Source organism: Streptococcus saliviloxodontae (genome assembly GCF_016908655.1).
Lineage (GTDB): Bacteria > Bacillota > Bacilli > Lactobacillales > Streptococcaceae > Streptococcus > Streptococcus saliviloxodontae.
In genome coordinates this window covers 22,630-45,229 of record NZ_JAFBEI010000019.1, presented here as the reverse complement: position 1 = coordinate 45,229, position 22,600 = coordinate 22,630, and the positions used below count along the sequence as shown (strand labels likewise).

Below are 22,600 nucleotides of genomic sequence, written 5' to 3'. Positions count from 1 at the left end.
TAGTCATAAAAATAAGACAATAACCACGTAACGGCTACTGTCTTGATATTATTTTTTCGCTAAAAGCCTTGATAAGCTTGACAAATGGTAGAAAATAAAACTCCAAAACCTAGTCGGTGCTTGGAGTTTTTGCTATAATAAAGAACAATAAAGGAGAAACTATGGATTTAAATCTTATTCGTAATGATATTGACACTATTGATCAAGAGTTAGTCACGTTGTTAGAAAAACGCATGGATTTGGTAACACAGGTCGCTGAATTTAAGCGTCAGACAGGTAAGCCAATTTTTGATGCCGAGCGTGAACAAGACTTGTTGCAAAAAGTCACAGATTTGGTGGTGGATGACGAGTTTAAACAACCAATTCGAGCAACTTATGAAGATATCTTAAAGCAATCACGTGCCTTTCAAAAGATTAAACTTGGATTGTAGAAAGTGGGACGGTTTATGAAAGGGATTAAAGAAGAAAAGGGAGTGCCTCTTTTACATCAAGTCTTTCTCTGTCTTATAGGGATTATCTTAGGTGTTTTGGTGGGTGGTATCGATACCGTATTTGGTAGAACCTTGCTCTTTCTGTCCTCACTTCGAAGCAGTAATCCTTTTTATTGGATTCCATTTTTAGGGTTCGCAGGGCTTTTGATTACCTTTCTCTATAGGAGATTTGGTGGTGTAGCTAGTAAAGGGATGGGGCTGGTTTTTGAAGTTAGTCAAGACCATTCAGAAAAAATTCCTTTGAGACTGGTTCCTTTGGTGATTGTGACAACCTGGATGACTCACCTTTTTGGAGGAAGCGCTGGTCGTGAGGGAGTTGCTGTGCAAATAGGAGCAACCTTTGGAAATCTTTTTGGGCGTTATACACATTTTGCTAAGTACCGAAAACTCATTTTAGTGATGGGGATGGCAGCGGGATTTGCAGGTCTTTTTCAAACACCGATAGCAGCAGTTTTATTTGCTTTAGAAGTACTAGTGTTGGAACAACTCTATCTGTCTGCTTTGGTACCCAGTCTTGTTGCTGCCTTTGTCGCCGCTATAACATCTCATTGGTTAGGTTTGGAAAAATTTTCAGTTCCCTTAACGGTTCAGTTGACTCTCAATTGGAAGCTATTGGTGCAGCTTGTCTTATTAGGACTTATTTTTGGTTTGGTTGGAAATCTTTTCGCCTTCAGTCTTTCATTAACTAAGAAAAAATTTTCAGAATGGTTACCTAATCCCTATTATCGTATTGTCTTAGGTGGCATTGTCTTAAGTTTCATATTCCTTGTGCTTTGGCAAGGACGTTATTCAGGACTAGGAACAAATCTCATCGAAGCAAGCTTTGGAGGTAAAGAGGTCCTGTCGTTTGATTGGTTCTTCAAATTAGTCTTAACGGTATTAACCTTATCTCTAGGCTTTCAAGGAGGAGAAGTGACCCCGCTTTTTGCTATTGGAGCTTCCTTAGGAGTTGTTTTGGCACCAGTAGTTGGTTTGCCATCAGATCTCGTTTCAGGGATAGGTTATATCGCAGTCTTTTCAAGTGCTACCAATACCTTGTTAGCCCCTATATTTATCGGAGGTGAAGTTTTTGGTTTCGGAAATGTAGCTTATTTCTTTGTAGCAGTAGCTGTAGCTTACTCGGTGAATAGACGACACTCCATCTATGGTTTACAAGTAATCGGCGAAAAGTAAAAAATATCACCTTTTACTTTACAGAAAAAGCCTCATCTGATAAAATAGTCATTGTGTGTAATGGACGCACAAAATTAGGCTAATCCGCTAGGCTTAAAGGCGCCTAAGATTGGTAAGATAGGAGAATAATAAATGAATCCATTAATCCAAAGTTTGACAGAAGGTCAACTTCGCTCTGATATCCCATCATTCCGTCCTGGTGACACTGTACGCGTTCACGCTAAAGTTGTCGAAGGTAACCGCGAACGTATCCAGATCTTTGAAGGTGTTGTTATTTCACGTAAAGGTCAAGGGATCTCAGAAATGTACACAGTTCGTAAAATCTCAAGCGGTATCGGTGTAGAACGTACTTTCCCAATCCACACACCACGTGTTGATAAAATCGAAGTTGTTCGTTACGGTAAAGTTCGTCGTGCTAAATTGTACTACCTACGCGCATTGCAAGGTAAAGCTGCACGTATCAAAGAAATCCGCCGTTAATCTTAGAATTAACATAAAAAATCTGTCCTTTGTGGCGGATTTTTTACTAACTCCCCTTAGTTAAATGGATATAACAAGTTCCTCCTAAGAATTAGTTGCTGGTTCGATTCCGGCAGGGGAGATATTTAGACCTTATAAATAGTGATTTTAGGCTACTTTACCCCAAACTCGCCTCGAATAGTTTATATTGTGAGTAACCTCGTTTCCTAAGGTTTGGCGACTATAGGAGTGGGGCTTTTTTGATTAGCTAAACTTTCTAACTGTTGAAGTGATTTGTTCTGATGAAATACCGCAAAACGTATTGATAAAATGGCTTAATAAGAGTATCATTAGTATAACTATGGCAAAGAGCAGTAAATTACAGCACTTTGCTTTCTTTTTATAACCTATTTTATTTTGTCTTTGTTGTGATTAGGAGTATATCGATGACACAAAAGAAATCTGGTCTTTTACTTGCAGGGATTTTAGCGATTATAGCTATGTTTTTGGGGGAAATTTTTCCTCTGATTGGCTCAAGTGTTTTTGCGATCTTATTGGGAATCCTGCTCAATAACACGGTAGGGGTTAAAGATGTCTGGCAGCCAGGACTGGCTTACAGTGGTAAAAAATTGCTGCAGTACGCTATTATCTGCCTTGGTTTTACCATGTCGATTGGTAAGGTTTCTCAAGTAGGACTATCTTCCTTGCAGATTACCCTCTTAACGATTGCTGTGTCTTTTTTGGTTTCTTCCTTTATTGGGAAATGGTTGGGACTAGGTGGACATCTTAAGACCTTGATTGGATTTGGGACAGCAATCTGTGGTGGCTCAGCCATTGCAGCAGCGTCTCCAATTTTAGATGCGGACGATGATGAGGTTGCTTTATCCATCTCAACTATTTTTTTGTTTAATATTATAGCTGTCTTTCTCTTTCCAATCTTAGGGCACATGATGGGAATGTCTGATTTTGACTTTGGTCTTTGGGCCGGGACGGCTATTAATGATACTTCTTCTGTGGTAGCAGCAGGCTATGCCTACAGTCAAGGAGCCGGAGATATTGCTACGATTGTGAAGCTGGCGCGTGCTTTGATGATTGTTCCAGCATGTTTGATTTTGGCTTTCGTCGTCTATCGCCAATCACGTCGTGAAAAAGGAGATTTTTCGTTCAAACAAGTATTTCCATGGTTTATCTTATGGTTCTTGCTAGCCTCTATTTTTTCTAGTCTTGTGAGTTTACCTAGCTGGATGACACTAGGCATTAAGTATTTGTCCCAATTTTTAATGGCGATGGCATTAGCAGGAATTGGTAGCAAAGTATCTTATCAGCAATTCAAGTCAGCTGGTTTGAAGCCTGTTTTGACTGGGTTGGTTACCTGGTTTGCTGTGGCAGTTTCAAGTTTGATTTTACAATATTTTATTTTTTAAGCTATCGTTCAATTCTCAAAAATGATATAATATTTTTTATCAATATCTAGAAGGAACTACTAATGGCGTCACGGAAAAATAACATCGAAAGTCGGGTAGATTACAGCATCATTCTTCCCGTCTTTTCTCTTTTAATTATTGGTTTTATAGCGATTTATTTAGTTGCTAGGAATGATTACCCTCATAGACTAGTCGCCATTATGATTCAACAAGGTGCTTGGACGATTTTAGGACTTTTACTAGCCTTTATCGTTATGTTGTTCAATACCCAATTTCTTTGGCGAATAACGCCTCTTTTATATGGCTTAGGCCTGGGCTTGATGGTGCTTCCGATTATCTTTTATAGCCCTGAATTGGTTGCTTCAACTGGGGCTAAAAACTGGGTAACAATCGCCAATACGACCTTGTTTCAGCCGTCAGAATTTATGAAAATTTCTTATATTCTGATGTTAGCTAGAACGACACTGTGGTTTAATGACTCCTTTAAAGGAGATGACTTAAAGCAGGACTTTAAGTTATTGGGGTACTATGCTTTGGTAACCTTGCCAGTCTTTATACTTTTAGCTGCCCAAAAGGACTTGGGTACTGCGATGGTCTTTGTGGCTATTTTAGCAGGAACGGTACTAATCGCTGGGATTTCTTGGAAGATCTTGTTGCCAGTTGTTTTAGCTGCTGTGACTGGAGTCCTTATCTTCTTAGGTCTTTTTCTATGGGATACAGGGCGAGAATTCTTGTATAAACTCGGTATGGATACTTATCAATTAAACCGTATTTCAGCTTGGATAGATCCTTTTAGCTATGCTAAAGGAATCGCCTATCAACAAACACAAGGTATGATTTCAATTGGTATTGGAGGTTTGACTGGTACTGGAAATCCTACTTTGAAATTATCTGTTCCTGTCAGAGAAAGTGATATGATTTTTACAGCAATTGCTGAGCATTTCGGTTTTATCGGTGGGGTGCTTGTCTTGTTGCTATACCTTCTTTTGATTTATCGTTTGTTGCGTGTTACGATTGCTTCAAATAACCAGTTTTACACCTTGATTTCAGCAGGGTTTGTGATGATGATTATGTTCCATATTTTTGAAAATATTGGTGCAACCTTAGGGATTCTTCCTCTTACCGGGATACCTCTTCCTTTCATTTCACAAGGTGGTTCATCTTTGATTTCTAATTTGATTGGAGTTGGTTTGATTTTATCAATGTCTTACCAAAAAAATCTCCATGATGAAGAACGTTTTTTGAAGAATATGAGACGATCTGCGAGATATCAAAAATAGTAGAAGAGATTGGGCTAAAGCTCAATCTCTTTTTGTGTAAACACTATTAAAAGTCGTGATTTTATGCTATAATAGAGGGTATGAAAAATCGCGATTATATCTGGGATTTAGGTGGCACTTTGCTAGATAACTACCAAATGTCAACACAAGCTTTTGTAGAAAGTTTAAGACATTTTGGGGTGGATGCGACACCTGAACATGTTTATGAAAAGTTAAAATTATCGACGGATCAGGCGATAGCCTATTTTATTCCGACAGAGCCAGCTTTTTTAGCTTACTATAAGCAGATTGAGGCCGAAAAGCTAGAGCATCCTTTGCTATTTCCAGATGCCAAGCTAGCTTTAGAAACAGTAGTAGCAAATGGTGGGCGAAATTTCTTGATTTCCCACCGAGATAATCATGTTAAGGACTTGCTTCAAAAAACAGGAATCATACACCTGTTCACAGAAGTCGTTACTGCTGATAATGGCTTTGCGAGAAAACCAAATCCTCAGAGTATGCTTTATCTGAAAGAAAGCTACAAGTTAACTCAGGTTCTTGTAGTTGGAGATCGTGAAATAGATGTGCAAGCAGGTCAAGCAGCTGGTTTTGACACCTGTCTTGTCACTGGAAAAAAATCCTTAATGGAGATTGTAACGAATGACTGAAGAAACGAAAAATTTAGAAGAACTAGCAAAAGAATATGATGCCAGCCAGATCCAAGTTTTGGAAGGTTTGGAAGCGGTCCGTATGCGTCCAGGGATGTATATCGGATCAACGTCTAAAGAGGGATTACACCACCTTGTTTGGGAGATTGTTGATAACTCCATAGATGAAGCTTTAGCAGGTTTTGCTAGCCACATTGAAGTTTTTATCGAGAAGGATAATTCTATCACGGTTGTTGATGATGGTCGTGGGATTCCTGTTGGAATTCAAGAGAAAACAGGTCGTCCGGCCGTTGAAACGGTCTTCACGGTACTTCACGCAGGTGGTAAATTTGGCGGTGGCGGCTACAAGGTCTCTGGGGGACTCCACGGGGTAGGTTCATCTGTTGTTAATGCCTTATCAACTCAGTTGGATGTTAAGGTCTATAAAGATGGTAAGATTCACTATCAAGAGTACAAACGAGGTGTTGTTGTTGATGACTTGGCTGTCATCGGTGAAACAGACCGTCATGGTACAACGGTTCACTTCACGCCAGATCCAGAAATCTTTACAGAGACAACTATCTTCGAGTTTGATAAACTAGCGAAGCGTATTCAACAGTTGGCCTTCTTAAACAGAGGTTTGAAAATCTCACTCACGGATAAGCGTTCAGATATGGAGCAAGATAAGCATTATCACTATGAAGGTGGGATTGCTAGTTATGTTGAATTCATCAATGAAAACAAGGAAGCTATCTTTGAAACTCCAATCTATACAGATGGAGAGCTAGATGGTATTTCTGTTGAAGTGGCGATGCAGTACACAACAGGTTTCCATGAAAATGTGATGAGCTTTGCAAATAATATCCATACTCACGAGGGAGGAACACATGAGCAAGGTTTCAGAACAGCCTTGACACGTGTGGTCAATGATTACGCTCGTCAAAATCGTATATTAAAAGAAAAAGATGATAATTTGACAGGTGAGGATGTCCGTGAAGGGTTAACAGCTGTTATTTCAGTGAAGCACCCTAATCCACAGTTTGAAGGACAAACTAAGACAAAACTAGGTAACTCTGAGGTTGTTAAAATCACTAATCGCCTCTTTAGTGATGCTTTTAGTCGCTTCCTTTTGGAAAATCCTCAGATTGCACGTAAAATTGTTGAGAAAGGGATTTTGGCTTCTAAGGCTCGTATCGCAGCTAAGCGTGCACGTGAGGTGACTCGTAAGAAGTCAGGTCTTGAGATTTCAAACCTACCTGGAAAATTGGCGGATTGTTCATCTAATGATGCCAGCCAAAATGAGCTCTTCATCGTCGAAGGAGACTCAGCGGGAGGTTCAGCTAAGTCCGGTCGTAACCGAGAATTCCAAGCTATTTTGCCAATCCGTGGTAAAATCCTAAACGTGGAAAAAGCAACAATGGATAAAATTCTGGCCAATGAAGAAATCAGAAGTCTCTTTACTGCTATGGGGACTGGGTTTGGAGCTGACTTTGATGTGACAAAGAGCCGCTATCACAAACTAGTAATCATGACAGATGCTGATGTTGATGGTGCTCATATCCGTACACTCTTGTTAACCTTGATTTATCGCTTTATGCGTCCAGTCCTGGAAGCAGGCTACGTCTATATCGCTCAACCACCTATCTACGGTGTTAAGGTTGGTAGTGATATCAAAGAGTATATCCAGCCTGGTGTTGATCAGGAGAAGAAGCTTCAGGAAGCGATGGAACGCTACAGCGTAGGGCGCTCTAAGCCTACTGTGCAGCGTTATAAAGGTCTTGGTGAGATGGATGACCACCAACTTTGGGAGACAACTATGGACCCTGAAAATCGCTTAATGGCACGTGTGTCTGTGGATGATGCGGCTGAAGCAGATAAGATTTTCGATATGCTGATGGGTGATCGTGTAGAGCCTCGCCGTGAGTTTATCGAAGAGAATGCTGTCTATAGTACTCTGGATATCTAAAGAGATTAGAGCTGACTAATAAAAAGGGATGCATACTAGCTTTAAGTATGTTATAATCGTAACGTTATAGAAAAATACTGACGATACTAAAGAAATACAAGGAGATTGACATGTCTAGCGGAATTGTATTGCTCATCGTAGCGATAGTACTACTTGTCATCATCGCCTATCTCATTGGCGTAATTATACGAAAACGAAACGACTCATTGATTGAGAAGTTGGAAGAAAGAAAAGCAACTTTATTTGCGCTTCCTGTTGCAGATGAAATTGAGGCTGTTAAAGAACTTCATTTGATTGGACAGAGTCAATCCTCTTTTCGTGAATGGACTCAAAAATGGACAGATTTATCCTTAAATTCATTCACAGACATTGAAAATCACATTTTTGATGCTGAGCGTTTGAATGATGGGTTTAAGTTTATTCAAGCAAAACATGCGATTGACAATATTGAGAGTCAATTGGATGTTGTCGAAGAAGATATCTCAGCTATCCGTGATGCTCTGTCTATCCTCAGAGATCAGGAAGATAAAAATAGTGCACGCGTGAAGCATGCTTTAGATCTTTATGATGTCTTGCAAGAGGCTATCTCTAATGATGATTACAATTATGGCACTACCATGCCTGAAATTCAAAAGCAATTGAGAAATATCGAGACTGAATTTTCACAGTTTGTTACTTTGAACTCATCTGGAGATCCTGTAGAAGCAGCAGAAATTTTGGACCGTGCTGAGGAGCATACAATCGCTCTTGGACAAATTACAGAACGTGTTCCTGCGATTGTAGCTAAATTAGAAGATGACTTCCCCGATCAACTTGATGACTTGGAATCAGGCTATCGAAAACTGTTAGAGCAACACTATAATTTTAAAGAAACAAGTATTGAAAAACGTTTCCAGGAAATTCGTGAAGGGATTCGTACAACGTCAGAAGAGCTAGTAAGCTTAGACTTAGATAAAGCTATTTCTGAAAATGATGCTATTCAAGAAAAAATTGATTCTCTTTATGAGATTTTCGAGTTTGAAATCACAGCTCACAAGGCTGTCTCTCGAGATGCCAAGGTTTTACCATCTTACATAGATCACGCAAGAGAAAACAATGATAAATTAACATCAGAATTATCTCGCTTGACTAAGAGATACATCTTGAACGAGACAGATCATTTGAGTTTGGTATCCTTTGAAGAAGAGTTAGATGGTATGGTTGAGCATGTTTTGCCGCAGATTGAGCAACTTGACAACCAAACCAAACCATTTTCTATCTTGGAACTAGAGTTTGGCAAAGCATTGAAATCATTGGAGCGTATTGAAGAAGGTCAAATGGAAGTTTTCTCACACATCAAAGGGATTGAGAAAATTGAATCAGATGCACGTCAAAAATTAGATGACTACATCAATAAACTTCATACTATCAAACGCTATATGGAGAAACGTCATCTCCCAGGTATTCCTCAAGAATTCTTAAGTGTCTTCTTTACAACAAGTAATCAATTGGAGACCTTAATGGATGAGCTTAGCAAGGGGCGTATCAACATTGAAACTGTTGCTAAAATGACTGAAGTTTCGACGGTAGCCATCTCAAACCTTGAAGAAACTGCTTACCGTGTGGTGCAAAACGCTACCTTGACTGAGCAACTATTGCAGTACTCAAATCGTTATCGTAGCTTTGAGCAGAGTGTTCAAAATAGTTTTGAGCAGTCACTTCGACTATTTGAAGTAGATTACGACTATCAAGCGTCGTTTGATGTTATCTCGTATGCGCTTGAGACAGTTGAGCCTGGTGTAACAGATCGTTTTGTTACATCTTATGAAAAAACACGTGAAAAAATTCGATTTTAATTCGATAGAGTAAATAGAAAGGGGAGGTTGAAGACTTAATTCAACCTCTCTTTATTGTATAGAAATAGGGTGGGATAATGGATAATTTAAAAATAGTCTTATCTGAAAAACTTGGTGAAAAGACTACTAGCTACTCTGATGAATTAGTGAAAGATATGTTGGATCGTATAGGTCATCCAGATTGTGAGTTGAGGGATGACTTGATTTTTACAACTTTCGCTAAAGGTTTGCATCAAGAAGAATTTCGAGTGGATCAATTTTTGTATTTAGCTAATGCTGTTCTTGATAGAGATCTTTTAAGAGTTGGTTTAGGACAAGTAGGGGATTCGACTTTGACACGCTCTTTTACGTCTCTTTTAGTTTTTCTCCTCTTAACTTATCATTATGAGGAAAAAAGTCTTTATTTTGGCATTTTAGAAAAAAGGCACTTAGACTATTTTAAAATAGTTGGCCAGTCTTATCTTTCGTTAGAAAAGGATTTACGAGCTTTTTCTGAGTCTTATGGTTGGGTGCATGCTCCTGCTCATTTTGCAGACTATTATGCTATTTTCCTTTGTTATGAAGGTTTAGAAAAAGAAGAATGGGAGAATTTTCTGGATCAATTAGAACTTTTCTTTAAGAGAGAGAAGCATGTTTTCACAGCGGGAGAATCAGAACGCTTAGCACAACTTATTTATCGACCTTATTTAAAAGGGCAATTACCTCATCGTGTCTTGGTTGATTGGTTAAGGAATCTGGAATTCTCTAAGTTAGAGGCGACAGATTATATGGCATTTTTAAATTTTAGTCATTTTTTATCAGCTGTCTATATTGAAATGACTAATTGTCAGCAATTGGATGATGACTTAAAAGAAGTCATCTATCGATTAGTTACTATTTGGGAATAAGTACGAATTGAAGTGCCCCTAAAAAGTTGGACATTTAGTCTATGGTCTTAGCTCTGTATTACAGAAGATGGTCCTTTTTCTCTGATGGTTACCTCAAGTAAGATACTTCATAGCTAGTTTATAGGCCTCATCAATATATGAAATCTTAAAAAGATTTAGGTTAAGAAGTGAGGGGATTACTTTGGAAATTAAACAGAAGAAAGGAGGTTGGACTTTAGTCCAACCTCTTTGGTTTTTGGATAGAACAAAAGAATAGAAAGTTCTACAGGTTAACTGAGATACTATTTTTGGAGAGATTGATCAGATTTCAATTAAATTGTTAATGTGTTGATATGATTCTCGGATGTGGGGTGACTATCAGCGAAAAACGACTTTATGCTGAACACGGTAACTGATCAGAAAGAGGATGCTTTCTGTCAGAAATTTTGAGATAACAATGCCAAGTCCGATATTTAATAGTGATTGAATCATGACATAGTTACAGGCTAGTAGGATAGATGCTAGCAGACTATATTTTAAGAAGGAGCGAAAAATAGTTTGCTTAGTGTTAAAGACGAGTTTGGCATTGAGTAAGCACTGGCTACTAGCGCTTAGCAAACGAGCAATAATGACAGATAGGAGGAGATTATTACTAATCGACATCAGTAGGAATAAAAAGGTAACATCAATAATGGCTGCGATGATGGCGGAGCTTGAAAACTTTAAAAAAGGGCTGTAGATTCGAATGGAGTCTGCAATCGGTCTAAAGTGAGAACTTTTATTTTCTTCCAAATAGACCGTTTCTATGGGGACTTCAAGGATAGGATAGCCTGCTTTATTGGCTTCTAAAAGCATATTAAACTCATACTCAAACCGGTCTCCTTTTAGCTGGAGGAGCCAATCAAGAAGGTCTGTCGACACTGCTCGTAAACCAGTCTGTGTATCAGAGATACCTTGTCCTGTAACCAGTTTAAAGAGAAGAGCAGTTGTTTTGTTACCGAAGCGGCTTCTTGCAGGAACTTTTCCAACAAAGGAGCGACTTCCTAGGATAATCTGTCTTGGGTGTTTTTGGCTTACTTCAGCAACTTTTATAATATCTTTGATAAGGTGCTGCCCATCACTATCTACGGTGATGATTGGGGTGCTTTGGCTCTTATGGTCTTTGATAAAAGCGAAGGCTGTTTTTAGAGCAGCCCCTTTTCCTAGATTTTGAGGGTGTTCGAGAAGGTGTACACCTAGTTGGGCACACTGTTTAAAATAGTAATGATAACTAGCGCCACTACCGTCATTAACAAGAATAATATTGGCTTGAGGTAGTGCACGCCTGATGTCAGTTACGACTTGTACGAGTCTGTGATCGGGTTCATAGGATGGAATAATGATATACATAGATAGCTCCTTTCTCCTAGGCTCTTAGGTCTGATGGTTAAAATTGTCCTGGTCTATCACCAGCTCCAGGACCTCCTCCCATTCCACTGTTTCCAGTAGAGAGACTTGCAGTGATGGTTTCAGATTGGCTGCCAACAGAGATTGTGTAACTGTCACCTTCTTTGAGTCCTTGAACAGAAGCGACAACATTTGTGAAGTCTTTGTCAGCTGTGAAGGTCAGAACCTCATTGCCAGAGGAATCTTTTACAGAGATGGTATCACCAGCACTACCTGAAAGGGATGATGTTATGAGCGATGCTTGAGAAGAATCACTCGTAAATCCTTGTGCCATACCTGAAGATCCTGCAGCAATGATATTACCTCCCGTAATGGTACCAGTTCCATCGTAATCTAGGGCACCATTGCCGTCATTTGTTGGACCAGACACGTAGGTAGTTCCACCTGTAATTTCTAAATCACCATTTGAATCAAGGCCATCACCAGAAGCATTGACATGAATAGTACCTCCGTTGATGCTAATCTTGATATCATTACTTGTATCATTAGACGCATTGATTCCATCGTCGCTAGAGGTGATGTCAATGTTACCATCATTGATAGTGATGCTTGTTCCTTCAAGTCCTTCGTTGGATTCGCTGACGGTAATATTGCCACTATCAATCACCAGAGCGTTAGAGGCATGAATGCCATCATCTCCTGCAGTTATGGATAGCGTGGCATCATCGATGAAGATATTGCCTTTATCGGATTCGGTGTCATTGTCAGAATGTAAGCCATCTTCGTCAGCTTGAATGGTTAGTTTGGCTTTTGTGATATTCAAGGCATCGTTGGCACTGATCCCATGTTTTTTAGACTTTATAGTGAGAGTTCCACCAGCGATGCGAACATCATCATTTCCTTTGATGGCATTGTTATAGTTGCCTTCGACAGATAGGCTACCGCTACCATTGATGGTTAAATCGTCTTTTGAATAAATAGCAGCCGATGCGTCTGTATCGCTATGATTGCTACTGTCAGAAATGCTGTTTGTAGTTCCTTCTGCCAGAGTGATCAGTGTCTTTTTAGCAGAATCAACTTTGATAGCAGCATTATCTCCAGTCATTGTAGCACCATTAAGAACCAGTTGTACTTTATCGCTGTCTGCAGCTTGAACGACAATCTGAACATTTTCAGAACTACCTGAAATGAGGTAACTACCGCCTTTGGTGATAGTTACCGTTGAGCCAGACACAGAAACACCATCTCCGGAAACAGTAGCAGTACTGCCATTTAATGAGATTGTGCTACTCGTATTTTTATCGTAGCTACTATCAGTGTCCTCATCGTTAAAGTAGTCAGAGTTAATCGTTTGACTATTGGAAGAACTTGACGAACTCTTTGATGATGAGCTAGTGATTGATGAACTTGTCGTACTGCTTTGACTGTTGCTTGTTTGTGTGCAGGCTGTCATTAGTGTGAGCGATGTCGCACAAACAAGCAGTAGGTTTAAGGTTGATTTCTTTGTTATTTTCATAAGATTTTCCTCGTCTATTTTTTAGTTACTCCTATCATACGGACTTGGACTGAAAAAATTCTGAAAGAAATCTAAAATATTTCTGAAAGTAAATGAGACTGTTTTAATAATAAAGAAATTCTTAAGAAATCTTACCTATACTTTGAAAAAGCGCTAGAGTTGCTCTAGTTTCTAAAAAATGATTTAAAAGGAGTCTATCTATGACAAAACCACTTGAAACAAGATTTAAACGTATTGAGAGCAAGTACGTAGTCCCCAAAGACCTTTTACCTGAGCTTCTTGAGGACTTGCGTCACTATCTTGTGGAAGATGACTACCCAAGGTCAACTATTAGTAATGTTTATTTTGATAATGATGATTTTGAAGTCATTCAGGATGCTATGGCTCATCGTAATGGTCGTGAAAAGTTACGAATGAGAACTTATGAAGAAAATCCTACAGAAGCTAGTCAAGTCTTTTTGGAAATTAAGAAGAAAGATCAAGATGGGGTTGGGCATAAGTACCGTATGGTAGCGACACAAAAAGAGTGTGTGGATTGGTTACTCGCTGGCTCGTCCAGATTAAAAGAAGTTGATCCAGCCTTGGCTGAAGAAATCGCAAGCCTCCATGAGCGTTATGGCAGTCTCAAACCTATAATGTTTATTTCTTATAATCGTTTTTCAATGAAGGAAAAACAGCATATCAAAGGTCAGGGAAAGGTTCGTGTTACCATCGATCAGGACTTGGTCTATCGTGATAAGAATGTTTCTTTACTGGAAGGACGTTATGGCAATCCTCTTTTAGATGAAGACTATGTCATTATGGAAGTTAAATCTCCTGGTGAGCAACCGCAGTGGTTGGAGGATATTCTGAACACTTACGGCTTGACTAGAGGGAAATTTTCAAAATACAGCACTGCCTACCGTAAATCTCGAGGGATTGCTAGCTTAGTCTCAGAGAGGTAGTTAGTATGTCAGGACAATTATTTAACAGTGTCTTTAAGACAACGACTAGCCAAGTCAATGCTGGTATGCTCGCTTTAGCCTTACTAGTTAGTTTGGCCTTGGGATTTGTCTTGAGTTGGATCTACAAGTATCGTAGCTTTTATACGAGAGAGTTTGTCATTACCTTGACCCTCTTACCGAGTTTGATGACAATGATTATCTTTTTGGTCAATGGTAACCTAGGAACAGGCGTAGCTGTAGCTGGAGCATTTGGACTTGTTCGCTTTCGCTCAGCGACCAGTGGTTCTCGTGAACTGCTAGCTATCTTTTTGGCAATGATTGTCGGTTTGGCATCTGGGATGGGTTATCTGACCTTGAGTATTGTCTTGATTTTCGGTATTTGTTCGGTTTGGTTTTGCTTGGAAAAATGGCAGAGCTATTCAACGCATCAGACGAGACGCTTACTGACGCTGACATCAGAGTGGACGGAGCAGTTGGAAGAAACGATTCAAAAACAATTACAAGACTACTGTGTCGATTATGATCTCCTAACAGTAGCAACCAGTGCGACTGGGCAGTCTGTCAAATTGATTTATGAAGTCGAAATGAAGGCTAAGGTGACTGACTTGCAACTGACCCAAGCCCTGCTTAGCCGTTTGGAACAAACGGATATCAAGTTGACAAAACAAGGCAAAAAGAAGAAAAACCTATAATCTATCTAAGATACTTTCATTACGATGAAGGTATCTTTTAATTATGGTCAGAAAGGTGAGTAATGACTTTCAAACATAACCTATTTCAAGTTCGTAACGAAAGCATAGGCTTGTTAGATACAATGGGGATTACAGGACATGATTGTTTGCCGAATTTCGTTATACAACTTCTAGGGAGTAACAATTAGAGGTAGGATTTATCTTTTACTTTAGAATAGTTTGGAGAAATAAAGCGCTAAAAAAACCTTTCTTCTATCTGATAAGAGTTCATGATTGCTCTTATGTGATAGAAAAAAGGTTGGATAATTGTTACTAGGATTTAGTTTGCTTTTTTGATAGCTCCCAAGAGACTGAGTAGAAGAAAGACTGCAGCAACATACCAATAGGGAGAATCAATAGTGGTGGTACGACCTGACACTTCAACGATTCCCTTGATCAGGCAGGCGCTTGCTAGAATGGCTAAGCTGGTATTAAAGGTTAACAGAGAAAAGCGGTGCCTTAACCAAGAGAGCTTAAATTGAGTGAGGTAGCAAAATAAACAGCCAGCTAGAGGAACCAGAAACATCAATCTCATGTAGGGAGAAGACTCTCCGTAACTAAATTGTTCGTAGATCATTGTAAAGAGGATACTGACTATGGTGAGTCCCAAGTAAATGAGACTTCCTTTGCGACTTATTTTTTCAGTAACCGATGTAAACACTGTCACTCACCGCCCTTTCTGAGATAGTATTACCATTTGTGGTAGGTTTATTGATGATTTGTCCGTTAAAGTACATTGTTGATGAGCCACCACCGTCCAAATTATAAGCAGTTGTCACACCGTAAGATTGCATGATTTCTGCCATTTCATAAAGTGTTAGACCAGAGGATTCGCTGGTTCGTCCATCTGAGACAATGACAATATAATGGAGACTGCCGTCATCTGTTTGGATAATACCGATAGCTGTTCGAGGGTTTTCTGCCATAGCTTGACCAACTTCCTCGGACTCAGAAATCGCAATCTGTCCATTTTTTACAAGAGTTGGACCAAAGGCGAAAGTATTGACGACTCCAGAATCAATCAAGTCTTGTGTACTAGTGTCACTTTCATTAAAGGTTTCAAAATGCCCATCAGAATAAATGGCGAGGTCCTCGTAGTCGCTCGAGCGAGTCGTACTACGGTAAACGGTACCGTTTTTAATCACATATCCTGATTGGTTGGCACCGTAGTAATCACCATTGATGGCAAAGATGGCATTATTAGCACTTGCCATACTTGATGTCGTTTCGGTGATGTTTGTTCCGTAGGTATTTTGAGCCAAGGCTGTCTTTAGATAGCTAGCATCACTCAAGGTAATATCAGCAACATAGTAGGTTGTATCTGATGTTTTGTTGGTTGAGATGTTGATTGAGATATTGTCATCCTTGTAGCTAGAGTCAGTCTTGGTGACTGTACCTGTGGAGGTGCTTGCCGTTGAGGTTTGGCTAGTAGTGGTTGTGACCTTGGACACTGCCTGAGGCAGGACAAACACTTTTAAGAGTGAATAAGTATTTGCTCCTATTAAACAAAGTGTCACTAGCATGGCATAGAGGTGCCGTTTGATAACTTTCATAAGTATCCTCCTGTCTTATAGTAGTTTGATTTTATCAAAGCTATATAAAAGTTAGCTTAATTTTAGGGATTGTGAGATATAGGAGGAAAAATGTTTATTACCGCTTGCAATTTTCAGAATTTTCAAGTAAAATAGATTTAAAATTGAAAGCGATGATAGAAACGGTCTAAGACAACAGACAGAGAGTGCTGAGCGGTGAGAAGGCATGCAATCCTTAGATTACACATTCTTGAGTGCACATGCAAAATCATTGGTGAGAGTAGTGTGTGACGGGTGGTTCCGTTAAAGACTGTGACTTAATCAAGTCCTAGAGGGTTTTCTGGGTGACCAGAAGACTAAATGAAGGTGGAACCACGTGAAAACGTCCTGACAGAGAGTGAGAACTTTTTGTGAGGGCGTTTTTTCTATCAGAAAAAGCAAGAAAGGAAGACAGACAAAGATGTTAAAAGGACTACGCCAAATCGATCCCTATGTGGCTGGGAGTCAACCAGCTGAAAAAAATATAATCAAGCTAAATACCAATGAAAATGCTTATGGACCAAGTCCCCTTGTCCATCAGGTCTTAAAAGACTTTGATGCTAGTGATTTGAGGAAGTATTCCACCTTGGATCAGGCGGCCTTGTGTCAGCTTTTAGCAGAAAATCTCGGTGTTTCAGCAGATCAAATTATTGTTGGAAATGGGTCAGATGATATTCTTTCGATGGCTTTTCTGGCTTTCTTTAACAGCGACGATCCGATTCTTTTTCCAGATTTGACTTATGGTTTTTACAAGGTCTGGGCAGATCTCTATCACGTCAACTATCATGAGATTCCTCTCAATGACAAATTTGAAATCGTAACGGAGGATTACATAGCTGATAATGGAGGCATTATCATCACCAATCCTAATGCTCCGACAGGCATCTATAAATCTCTGGATGAGATTGATCGTATCGTCAAGGCTAATCAAGACGTGGTGGTTGTCATTGACGAGGCCTACATCAATTTCGGTGGACAGACAGCCCTGCCTTTGCTCGATAAATACGACAATGTCTTTATCACACGAACATTTTCGAAAGATGCCTCTTTAGCAGGACTTCGTGTCGGTTATGGTATCGGTTCGCCCCAACTGATGGCAGTCATCAATGCTGTTAAAAATTCGGTCAACCCTTACAACGTTAATCTCTTGTCTGAAGCACTGGCAAAAGCAGCCGTCCAGTCGTGGGATTACTACGAAGACACTTGCGCAAAGATCAGTAAGACAAGGGATTGGTTTGCAGGAGAATTGCAAAAGCTAGGCTTTGATGTTTTGCCTTCTAAGACTAATTTTCTCTTAGTAGAGCCAGAGACGGTCTCTGCGGAAGCTCTTTTCCACAAACTCCAAGAAAGAAAGATTTATGTCCGCTTTTTCCCAAAAGTCGACAGAATTAAGAATAAATTGCGTATTTCAATTGGAACCCAAGATGAGATGGAAACTGTATTAACTGTTATTAAGGAAGCTAGCCTATGAAAAAAACAACCTTACCAGTAGGCATGCACGATAAATTGTTCAAGCGTGCCTATACCATGTACCAGATTGAGCGTCGTATTAGCGACCTCTTGATTGCATCAGGATTTAACCGTATCGAGACACCAACCTTGGAGCATTTTCAAGTTTTTGGTGATGAGCTTGACAGTAGTCACTACCATTTGTTTGATCAGCAAGGGGAATTGCTGAGCCTCAGACCTGATATTACTAGTCAGATTGGTCGTGTCATTGCATCGACGCGTGTGCAGACCCCTATCAAATTTTCTTACTCAGGAAAGGTTTTCAACTACAATGAAGAGAACCGTGGTCTTTCAAATGAACACACTCAAGCGGGTGTCGAAATCGTCGGTTATCCTGTTCAGTCTGCCATGATTGAAGCCATTCAATCCGCTAAGGCAGCCTTAGATGCTGCAGGTGTACAAAACTATCAATTTGAACTATCGCACGCCATCATCTTACAAGAAATTTTTGAGACACTTAATCTAGACAAGTCTGAATCTGATAGACTAGCAGAGCTGATTCGTGATAAATCTATAACAGGTCTCAATGAATTTACCAAAAAGCACCCATCTGAGTTTGATGCCCTTATTCAAAATCTGCCTTTCTTGTTTGGAGAAACAAAAGCAGTCTTAAGTAAGGCACGTCAGCTAGTGCGAAATGAACGTATTTTGACAGCCTTGGATAGCTTAGAGGTCTTGACAACAGCAGTAGCTGACATTCTTGAGGAAACGACGCTTGACTTGGCTCAGCTGTCAAGCATGCCCTATTATACCGGCATGATGTTCAAGGTTTTTGGTGAAAATGTCCCTGACGCTTTTGTATCTGGTGGTCGCTATGACAAGCTCTTTGAACGTTTTGGAGCTAAGGAATTGACTGCTGTGGGCTGGGCGATTGACATTGACTCAGTTTATCAGGCGGTTCACGATACCATCGCTTATGGAGGTGCAAGTTATGACAAGTAATCAAATCACAATTGCTCTGACCAAGGGGCGTATTGAGAAGGATGCTGTTGCTCTTTTTGAAAAAGCTGGCTTTGATATGTCCTTTATGGCTGACAAGGGCAGAAACTTGATTTTTGAAAGTCCAGATAAAAAATTCCGTTTTCTTCTAGTTAAGGCACCTGATGTCACAACCTATGTCCGCCATGGCGTTGCAGACATTGGTGTGGTTGGTAAGGATGTTTTGGTGGAGCATCCGACAGGCTACTTGGAGATGTTGGACTTGAACTTTGGGCTCTGCAAATTCTCAGTCGCCTCAACAGAGGACTACAATCCAGATGACCATAAGCGTAAGCGTATTGCGACCAAATACCCAACCATTGCACGTCAGCATTTTAATCAAAAAGGTGAGGACGTGGAAATCATCTCTATTCAAGGAAGTGTTGAAATCGCTCCTGTTATTGGTTTGGCGGATGCTATTGTCGATATCGTCGAAACAGGTTCAACGCTAGTCGCAAACGGGCTTAAGGTTTACGAGGATATTTGCCGCATCTCAGCCCGTATGATTGTCAATAAGGCAGCGCTTAAAAATAATGCAGAGCTTTCGCCTTTTATCCGCAAGATTGAAGCTATCGTAGGAAATGAGGAGGTACCTTTCAAATGAAACGTTTAACAGGAACTAACGAAGAAATCTCAGCTATCTTGTACCAAGAGCAGCTAGAATTATCAAAAGAAAATCTCAATGTCGAAGAAACAGTCCGTGACATTATTGAAGAGGTGAAAAAGCGTGGCGACGAGGCTTTGCGAGATTACTCCCTCCAGTTTGACAAGATTGAACTAGATAGCCTTGAGGTCAGTCAGGATTTGATTGATCAAGCCTTTGATGAGGTTGAGCCAGCTGTTCTTTCAGCCCTTGAAAATGCCAAAGCCAATATTGAGTCTTATCACCGTCAGCAGCTTGAAACAGGCTTTGAAGACCAACCGTCAGCAGGTGTTATCCGAGGTCAGCTCATTCGTCCTATTGATAAGGTTGGGGTCTATGTGCCTGGTGGAACGGCAGCCTATCCGTCATCGGTTCTCATGAATGTCATTCCTGCCAAGATTGCTGGCGTCAAAGAAATCATCATGATCACACCACCGCAAGAGCACTTTGTGCCAGCCATTTTGGTGGCAGCTAAGTTGGCAGGTGTGGATAAAATCTACCAAGTCGGTGGTGCTCAAGGGGTTGCTGCCTTGGCTTATGGGACTGAGACCATTCCACAGGTGGATAAAATCACTGGACCTGGTAATATCTTTGTAGCGACAGCCAAAAAGCAAGTCTTTGGTATCGTTGGGATTGACATGATTGCTGGACCTTCTGAGATTGGGGTGATTGCTGATGCTTCAGCCAATGCCAAGTATGTGGCAGCAGATCTCCTTTCCCAAGCAGAACACGATGTGCGTGCAAGAGCGATTTTGGTGACCGATTCAGAAGAATTAGCTGACTCTGTCGAGATTGAAATCGAACGTCAACTCAAGGAGCTTCCTCGAGAAACTATCGCTAGACCTTCGGTGGAAAACAACGGTCGTATCATCATTGCAGAAAATATTGAGGACATGTTTGACCTCATGAACAAGGTGGCGCCAGAACATTTGGAAATTGCCATGGACAATGCCTATGATTACTTGGACAAGGTGCAGAATGCAGGGTCTATCTTCCTCGGTCACTACACATCCGAGCCAATCGGAGACTACTACGCAGGTGCTAACCACGTTCTTCCAACAACAGCAACTAGCCGTTTTTCATCTGCTCTAGGCGTACACGATTTTATCAAACGCATCCAGTACACGCAATACGATAAGGTAGCCGTCAATGCTGCTGAAAAAGACATCACAACCCTAGCCTACGCAGAAGGTCTGCAGGCACACGCCAAAGCAATCGAGGTGAGAAATGACAAGAACTAAAGGACTTTTGGTCATGGATGTGGACTCAACCCTCGTCCAAGAAGAGGTGATTGACCTCCTAGGAGAAGAAGCAGGCGTTGGCGAGAAAGTCGCTCAAATCACAGAACGTGCCATGCGTGGTGAATTAGACTTCAAAGAAGCCTTGGATGAGCGTGTCGCAACCCTAGCAGGACTATCAGAAGAAATTTTCGACAAGGTTTACAAACGTATCCATTTTAACAAGGGTGCCAAGGAATTAGTCGCAGAACTCCACAAGCGTGGCTACAAGGTAGGACTAGTATCAGGAGGATTCCATGAAACCGTTGACCGACTGGCCAAAGAAGCAGGGGTGGACTACGTTAAAGCCAATCATTTAGAAGTCAAAGATGGCAAGCTAACAGGAAAAGTCTATGGCGACATCGTGACCAAAGATGTCAAAGTCCAAAAATTGAAAGAATGGGCTGCTGAAAATGAGCTAGAGCTGACAGATACCATTGCCATGGGAGACGGAGCTAACGACCTACCAATGATTCAGACAGCAGGAATCGGGATCGCCTTCTGTGCCAAACCAATTGTGCGTGAGCAAGCCCCTTACCAAATCACAGAACCAGACCTTTACCAAGTGATTAAGATTTTAGATGAGGTGATAAAATGAGACAAGCAAGTATTGAACGTAATACCTTTGAAACAAAAATTAAACTCTCTTTGAATTTAGATGCCCAAGAACCAGTTGATATCGATACTGGCGTTGGCTTTTTTGACCACATGTTGACCTTGTTTGCCCGCCACAGCCGTATTTCTCTTGTGGTTAAGGCAGACGGTGACCTTCATGTGGATAGCCACCACACGGTTGAAGACGTCGGCATCGTTCTTGGTCAAGCTATCCGCGAGGCACTGGGTGACAAGGCTGGTATCAACCGTTACGGCACAGCCTTTGTGCCTATGGATGAGACATTAGGTATGTCTAGCCTCGACTTGTCAGGCCGCTCTTACCTAGTCTTTGACTGTGAGTTTGATAATCCAAAATTAGGCAATTTTGACACAGAGTTGGTCGAGGAATTCTTCCAAGCCCTTGCTTTCAACGTACAGATGAATCTGCACTTGAAAATCTTACACGGTAAAAATAATCACCACAAGTCAGAAAGTCTTTTCAAAGCTACTGGTCGCGCACTCCGCGAAGCCATTACCATCAACCCAGAAATTCACGGTGTCAACTCAACTAAAGGCATGCTCTAAGAGGAGGTTCTATGATTATTGTCATTGATTACGATGCGGGTAATACTGCAAATGTCCTGCGTGCCCTATCTAAGATTGGTGTCCAAGCAGAGCTCTCTGCTGACAGCAATAAAATCTTAGCTGCCTCTGGCTTGATTTTACCAGGTGTTGGGGCTTACCCAGCAGCAATGGCAGAGCTGGAAAACCGTGGTTTGGTGTCAGTTATCAAGGAAGCCGTTGCCAAAGGAACACCACTTTTAGGCATCTGCCTAGGCATGCAAATCTTGACAGAGACAGGACTCGAGCACACAGAGACAAAAGGTCTAGGTTTTATCCCAGGCACTTGTCGTCCTATCCCAGCCCAGCCAGATAAGCCAGTTCCTCACATGGGTTGGAACAATCTGGATGTTCAAAACGAGACGGCTCTGACAGACGGTTTACAGGACCAATCCGTCTATTTTGTGCACAGCTATTTTACAGATGTCCCAGAAGGCTACATCGACGTGACAGCAGACTACTCCATCAAAGTGCCGGCCATGATTCACAGAGATAATGTCTATGGTGCTCAGTTCCACCCTGAAAAATCAGGGGACACAGGACTTGGTATTTTGAAACGCTTTGTCGATTTGTGTGACTGATTCTAAGAGAGAGCTCAGTTACGTTTCAAACAAAAAGAATAAAAAAGAAAGGGGAGTTCAGTCGGAATTTTTCGAACTGAACCCGTGCTGATTTCCTATTTTCATAGGGATTTCTTAAGGCACTTGGTA

General features: G+C 40.8%; 22 protein-coding genes and 1 tRNA gene. 19 read left to right on the top strand and 4 right to left on the bottom strand.

Annotated elements, in window-relative coordinates:
- Positions 1–161: 161 nt before the first annotated feature.
- From JOC31_RS05450 to JOC31_RS05405, 10 genes are all read left to right on the top strand, one after another.
- Positions 162–431 (top strand): chorismate mutase, encoded by a 270-nt coding sequence (locus JOC31_RS05450; protein ID WP_205017149.1) that lies wholly within the window; start codon positions 162–164, stop codon positions 429–431.
- Between the two features lie 15 nt (positions 432–446).
- Positions 447–1,664, top strand: coding sequence for a chloride channel protein (locus tag JOC31_RS05445; protein WP_205017148.1), 1,218 nt, complete (start codon positions 447–449; stop codon positions 1,662–1,664).
- A gap of 132 nt (positions 1,665–1,796) precedes the next feature.
- Positions 1,797–2,144 (top strand): 50S ribosomal protein L19, encoded by a 348-nt coding sequence (gene rplS, locus JOC31_RS05440; RefSeq protein ID WP_205009035.1) that lies wholly within the window; start codon positions 1,797–1,799, stop codon positions 2,142–2,144.
- 50 nt (positions 2,145–2,194) lie between these two features.
- Positions 2,195–2,266: transfer RNA gene (locus tag JOC31_RS05435), tRNA-Arg, on the top strand.
- Positions 2,267–2,569: 303 nt separating this feature from the next.
- Entirely contained in the window at positions 2,570–3,547 is a 978-nt protein-coding gene (locus JOC31_RS05430; RefSeq protein WP_205017147.1) for a YeiH family protein, read from the top strand.
- A 62-nt stretch (positions 3,548–3,609) separates the two neighbouring features.
- Positions 3,610–4,827 (top strand): FtsW/RodA/SpoVE family cell cycle protein, encoded by a 1,218-nt coding sequence (locus tag JOC31_RS05425; protein ID WP_205017146.1) that lies wholly within the window; start codon positions 3,610–3,612, stop codon positions 4,825–4,827.
- Positions 4,828–4,907: 80 nt separating this feature from the next.
- Positions 4,908–5,474: an HAD-IA family hydrolase gene (locus JOC31_RS05420; RefSeq protein ID WP_239551669.1), complete on the top strand. Its 567-nt coding sequence runs from the start codon at positions 4,908–4,910 to the stop codon at positions 5,472–5,474.
- On the top strand, positions 5,467–7,419 hold the full coding sequence (gene gyrB / locus JOC31_RS05415) for a DNA topoisomerase (ATP-hydrolyzing) subunit B (protein ID WP_205017145.1): 1,953 nt from the start codon (positions 5,467–5,469) through the stop codon (positions 7,417–7,419). The genes JOC31_RS05420 and gyrB overlap by 8 nt, the downstream gene beginning before the upstream one ends.
- A gap of 110 nt (positions 7,420–7,529) precedes the next feature.
- Positions 7,530–9,254, top strand: a complete 1,725-nt coding sequence (gene ezrA, locus JOC31_RS05410; RefSeq protein ID WP_205017144.1) for a septation ring formation regulator EzrA — start codon at positions 7,530–7,532, stop codon at positions 9,252–9,254.
- 77 nt (positions 9,255–9,331) lie between these two features.
- Positions 9,332–10,141 carry a DUF2785 domain-containing protein gene (locus JOC31_RS05405; RefSeq protein WP_205017143.1) on the top strand — a complete coding sequence of 270 codons (810 nt, stop codon included), beginning with the start codon at positions 9,332–9,334 and terminating at the stop codon, positions 10,139–10,141.
- A 357-nt stretch (positions 10,142–10,498) separates the two neighbouring features.
- Here the strand turns inward: JOC31_RS05405 and JOC31_RS05400 are convergent, their stop codons facing one another.
- Together JOC31_RS05400 and JOC31_RS05395 are read right to left on the bottom strand one after the other, a co-directional pair.
- On the bottom strand, positions 10,499–11,509 hold the full coding sequence (locus JOC31_RS05400) for a glycosyltransferase (protein WP_205017142.1): 1,011 nt from the start codon (positions 11,507–11,509) through the stop codon (positions 10,499–10,501).
- Positions 11,510–11,546: 37 nt separating this feature from the next.
- A complete protein-coding gene (locus JOC31_RS05395; RefSeq protein ID WP_205017141.1) occupies positions 11,547–13,022 on the bottom strand; it encodes a carbohydrate-binding domain-containing protein in 1,476 nt (491 codons plus the stop codon).
- Positions 13,023–13,222: 200 nt separating this feature from the next.
- Between JOC31_RS05395 and JOC31_RS05390 the strand changes: the two genes are divergently transcribed.
- Positions 13,223–13,966, top strand: a complete 744-nt coding sequence (locus JOC31_RS05390) for a polyphosphate polymerase domain-containing protein (RefSeq protein WP_205017140.1) — start codon at positions 13,223–13,225, stop codon at positions 13,964–13,966.
- Between the two features lie 5 nt (positions 13,967–13,971).
- Positions 13,972–14,658 (top strand): DUF4956 domain-containing protein, encoded by a 687-nt coding sequence (locus JOC31_RS05385; RefSeq protein ID WP_205017139.1) that lies wholly within the window; start codon positions 13,972–13,974, stop codon positions 14,656–14,658.
- Between the two features lie 319 nt (positions 14,659–14,977).
- On the opposite strand, the gene JOC31_RS05380 is transcribed toward JOC31_RS05385, so the two are convergent.
- Both JOC31_RS05380 and JOC31_RS05375 read right to left on the bottom strand, forming a co-directional pair.
- Entirely contained in the window at positions 14,978–15,232 is a 255-nt protein-coding gene (locus JOC31_RS05380; protein WP_239551667.1) for a CrcB family protein, read from the bottom strand.
- A gap of 106 nt (positions 15,233–15,338) precedes the next feature.
- On the bottom strand, positions 15,339–16,250 hold the full coding sequence (locus tag JOC31_RS05375; RefSeq protein ID WP_205017138.1) for a phosphodiester glycosidase family protein: 912 nt from the start codon (positions 16,248–16,250) through the stop codon (positions 15,339–15,341).
- Positions 16,251–16,689: 439 nt separating this feature from the next.
- On the opposite strand from JOC31_RS05375, the gene hisC reads away from it, so the two are divergent.
- Genes hisC through hisH form a run of 7 tightly spaced genes read left to right on the top strand, consistent with a single transcriptional unit; the run spans position 16,690 to position 22,471 of the window.
- Positions 16,690–17,739 (top strand): histidinol-phosphate transaminase, encoded by a 1,050-nt coding sequence (gene hisC / locus JOC31_RS05370; RefSeq protein WP_205017137.1) that lies wholly within the window; start codon positions 16,690–16,692, stop codon positions 17,737–17,739.
- The gene (locus tag JOC31_RS05365; RefSeq protein ID WP_205017136.1) at positions 17,736–18,719 is read left to right on the top strand and encodes an ATP phosphoribosyltransferase regulatory subunit; all 984 of its coding nucleotides are present in this window, start codon (positions 17,736–17,738) and stop codon (positions 18,717–18,719) included. The genes hisC and JOC31_RS05365 overlap by 4 nt, the downstream gene beginning before the upstream one ends.
- On the top strand, positions 18,709–19,359 hold the full coding sequence (hisG, locus tag JOC31_RS05360; protein ID WP_205017135.1) for an ATP phosphoribosyltransferase: 651 nt from the start codon (positions 18,709–18,711) through the stop codon (positions 19,357–19,359). Before JOC31_RS05365 ends, hisG begins: the two co-directional genes overlap by 11 nt.
- Positions 19,356–20,639, top strand: a complete 1,284-nt coding sequence (gene hisD, locus JOC31_RS05355; protein ID WP_205017134.1) for a histidinol dehydrogenase — start codon at positions 19,356–19,358, stop codon at positions 20,637–20,639. The genes hisG and hisD overlap by 4 nt, the downstream gene beginning before the upstream one ends.
- Complete coding sequence (gene serB, locus JOC31_RS05350) at positions 20,626–21,273, top strand: phosphoserine phosphatase SerB (protein WP_205017133.1); 648 nt, start codon at positions 20,626–20,628, stop codon at positions 21,271–21,273. Before hisD ends, serB begins: the two co-directional genes overlap by 14 nt.
- Complete coding sequence (gene hisB, locus JOC31_RS05345) at positions 21,270–21,854, top strand: imidazoleglycerol-phosphate dehydratase HisB (protein WP_205017132.1); 585 nt, start codon at positions 21,270–21,272, stop codon at positions 21,852–21,854. Before serB ends, hisB begins: the two co-directional genes overlap by 4 nt.
- Positions 21,855–21,865: 11 nt before the next feature.
- The gene (gene hisH, locus JOC31_RS05340; protein ID WP_205017131.1) at positions 21,866–22,471 is read left to right on the top strand and encodes an imidazole glycerol phosphate synthase subunit HisH; all 606 of its coding nucleotides are present in this window, start codon (positions 21,866–21,868) and stop codon (positions 22,469–22,471) included.
- Positions 22,472–22,600: the final 129 nt, after the last annotated feature.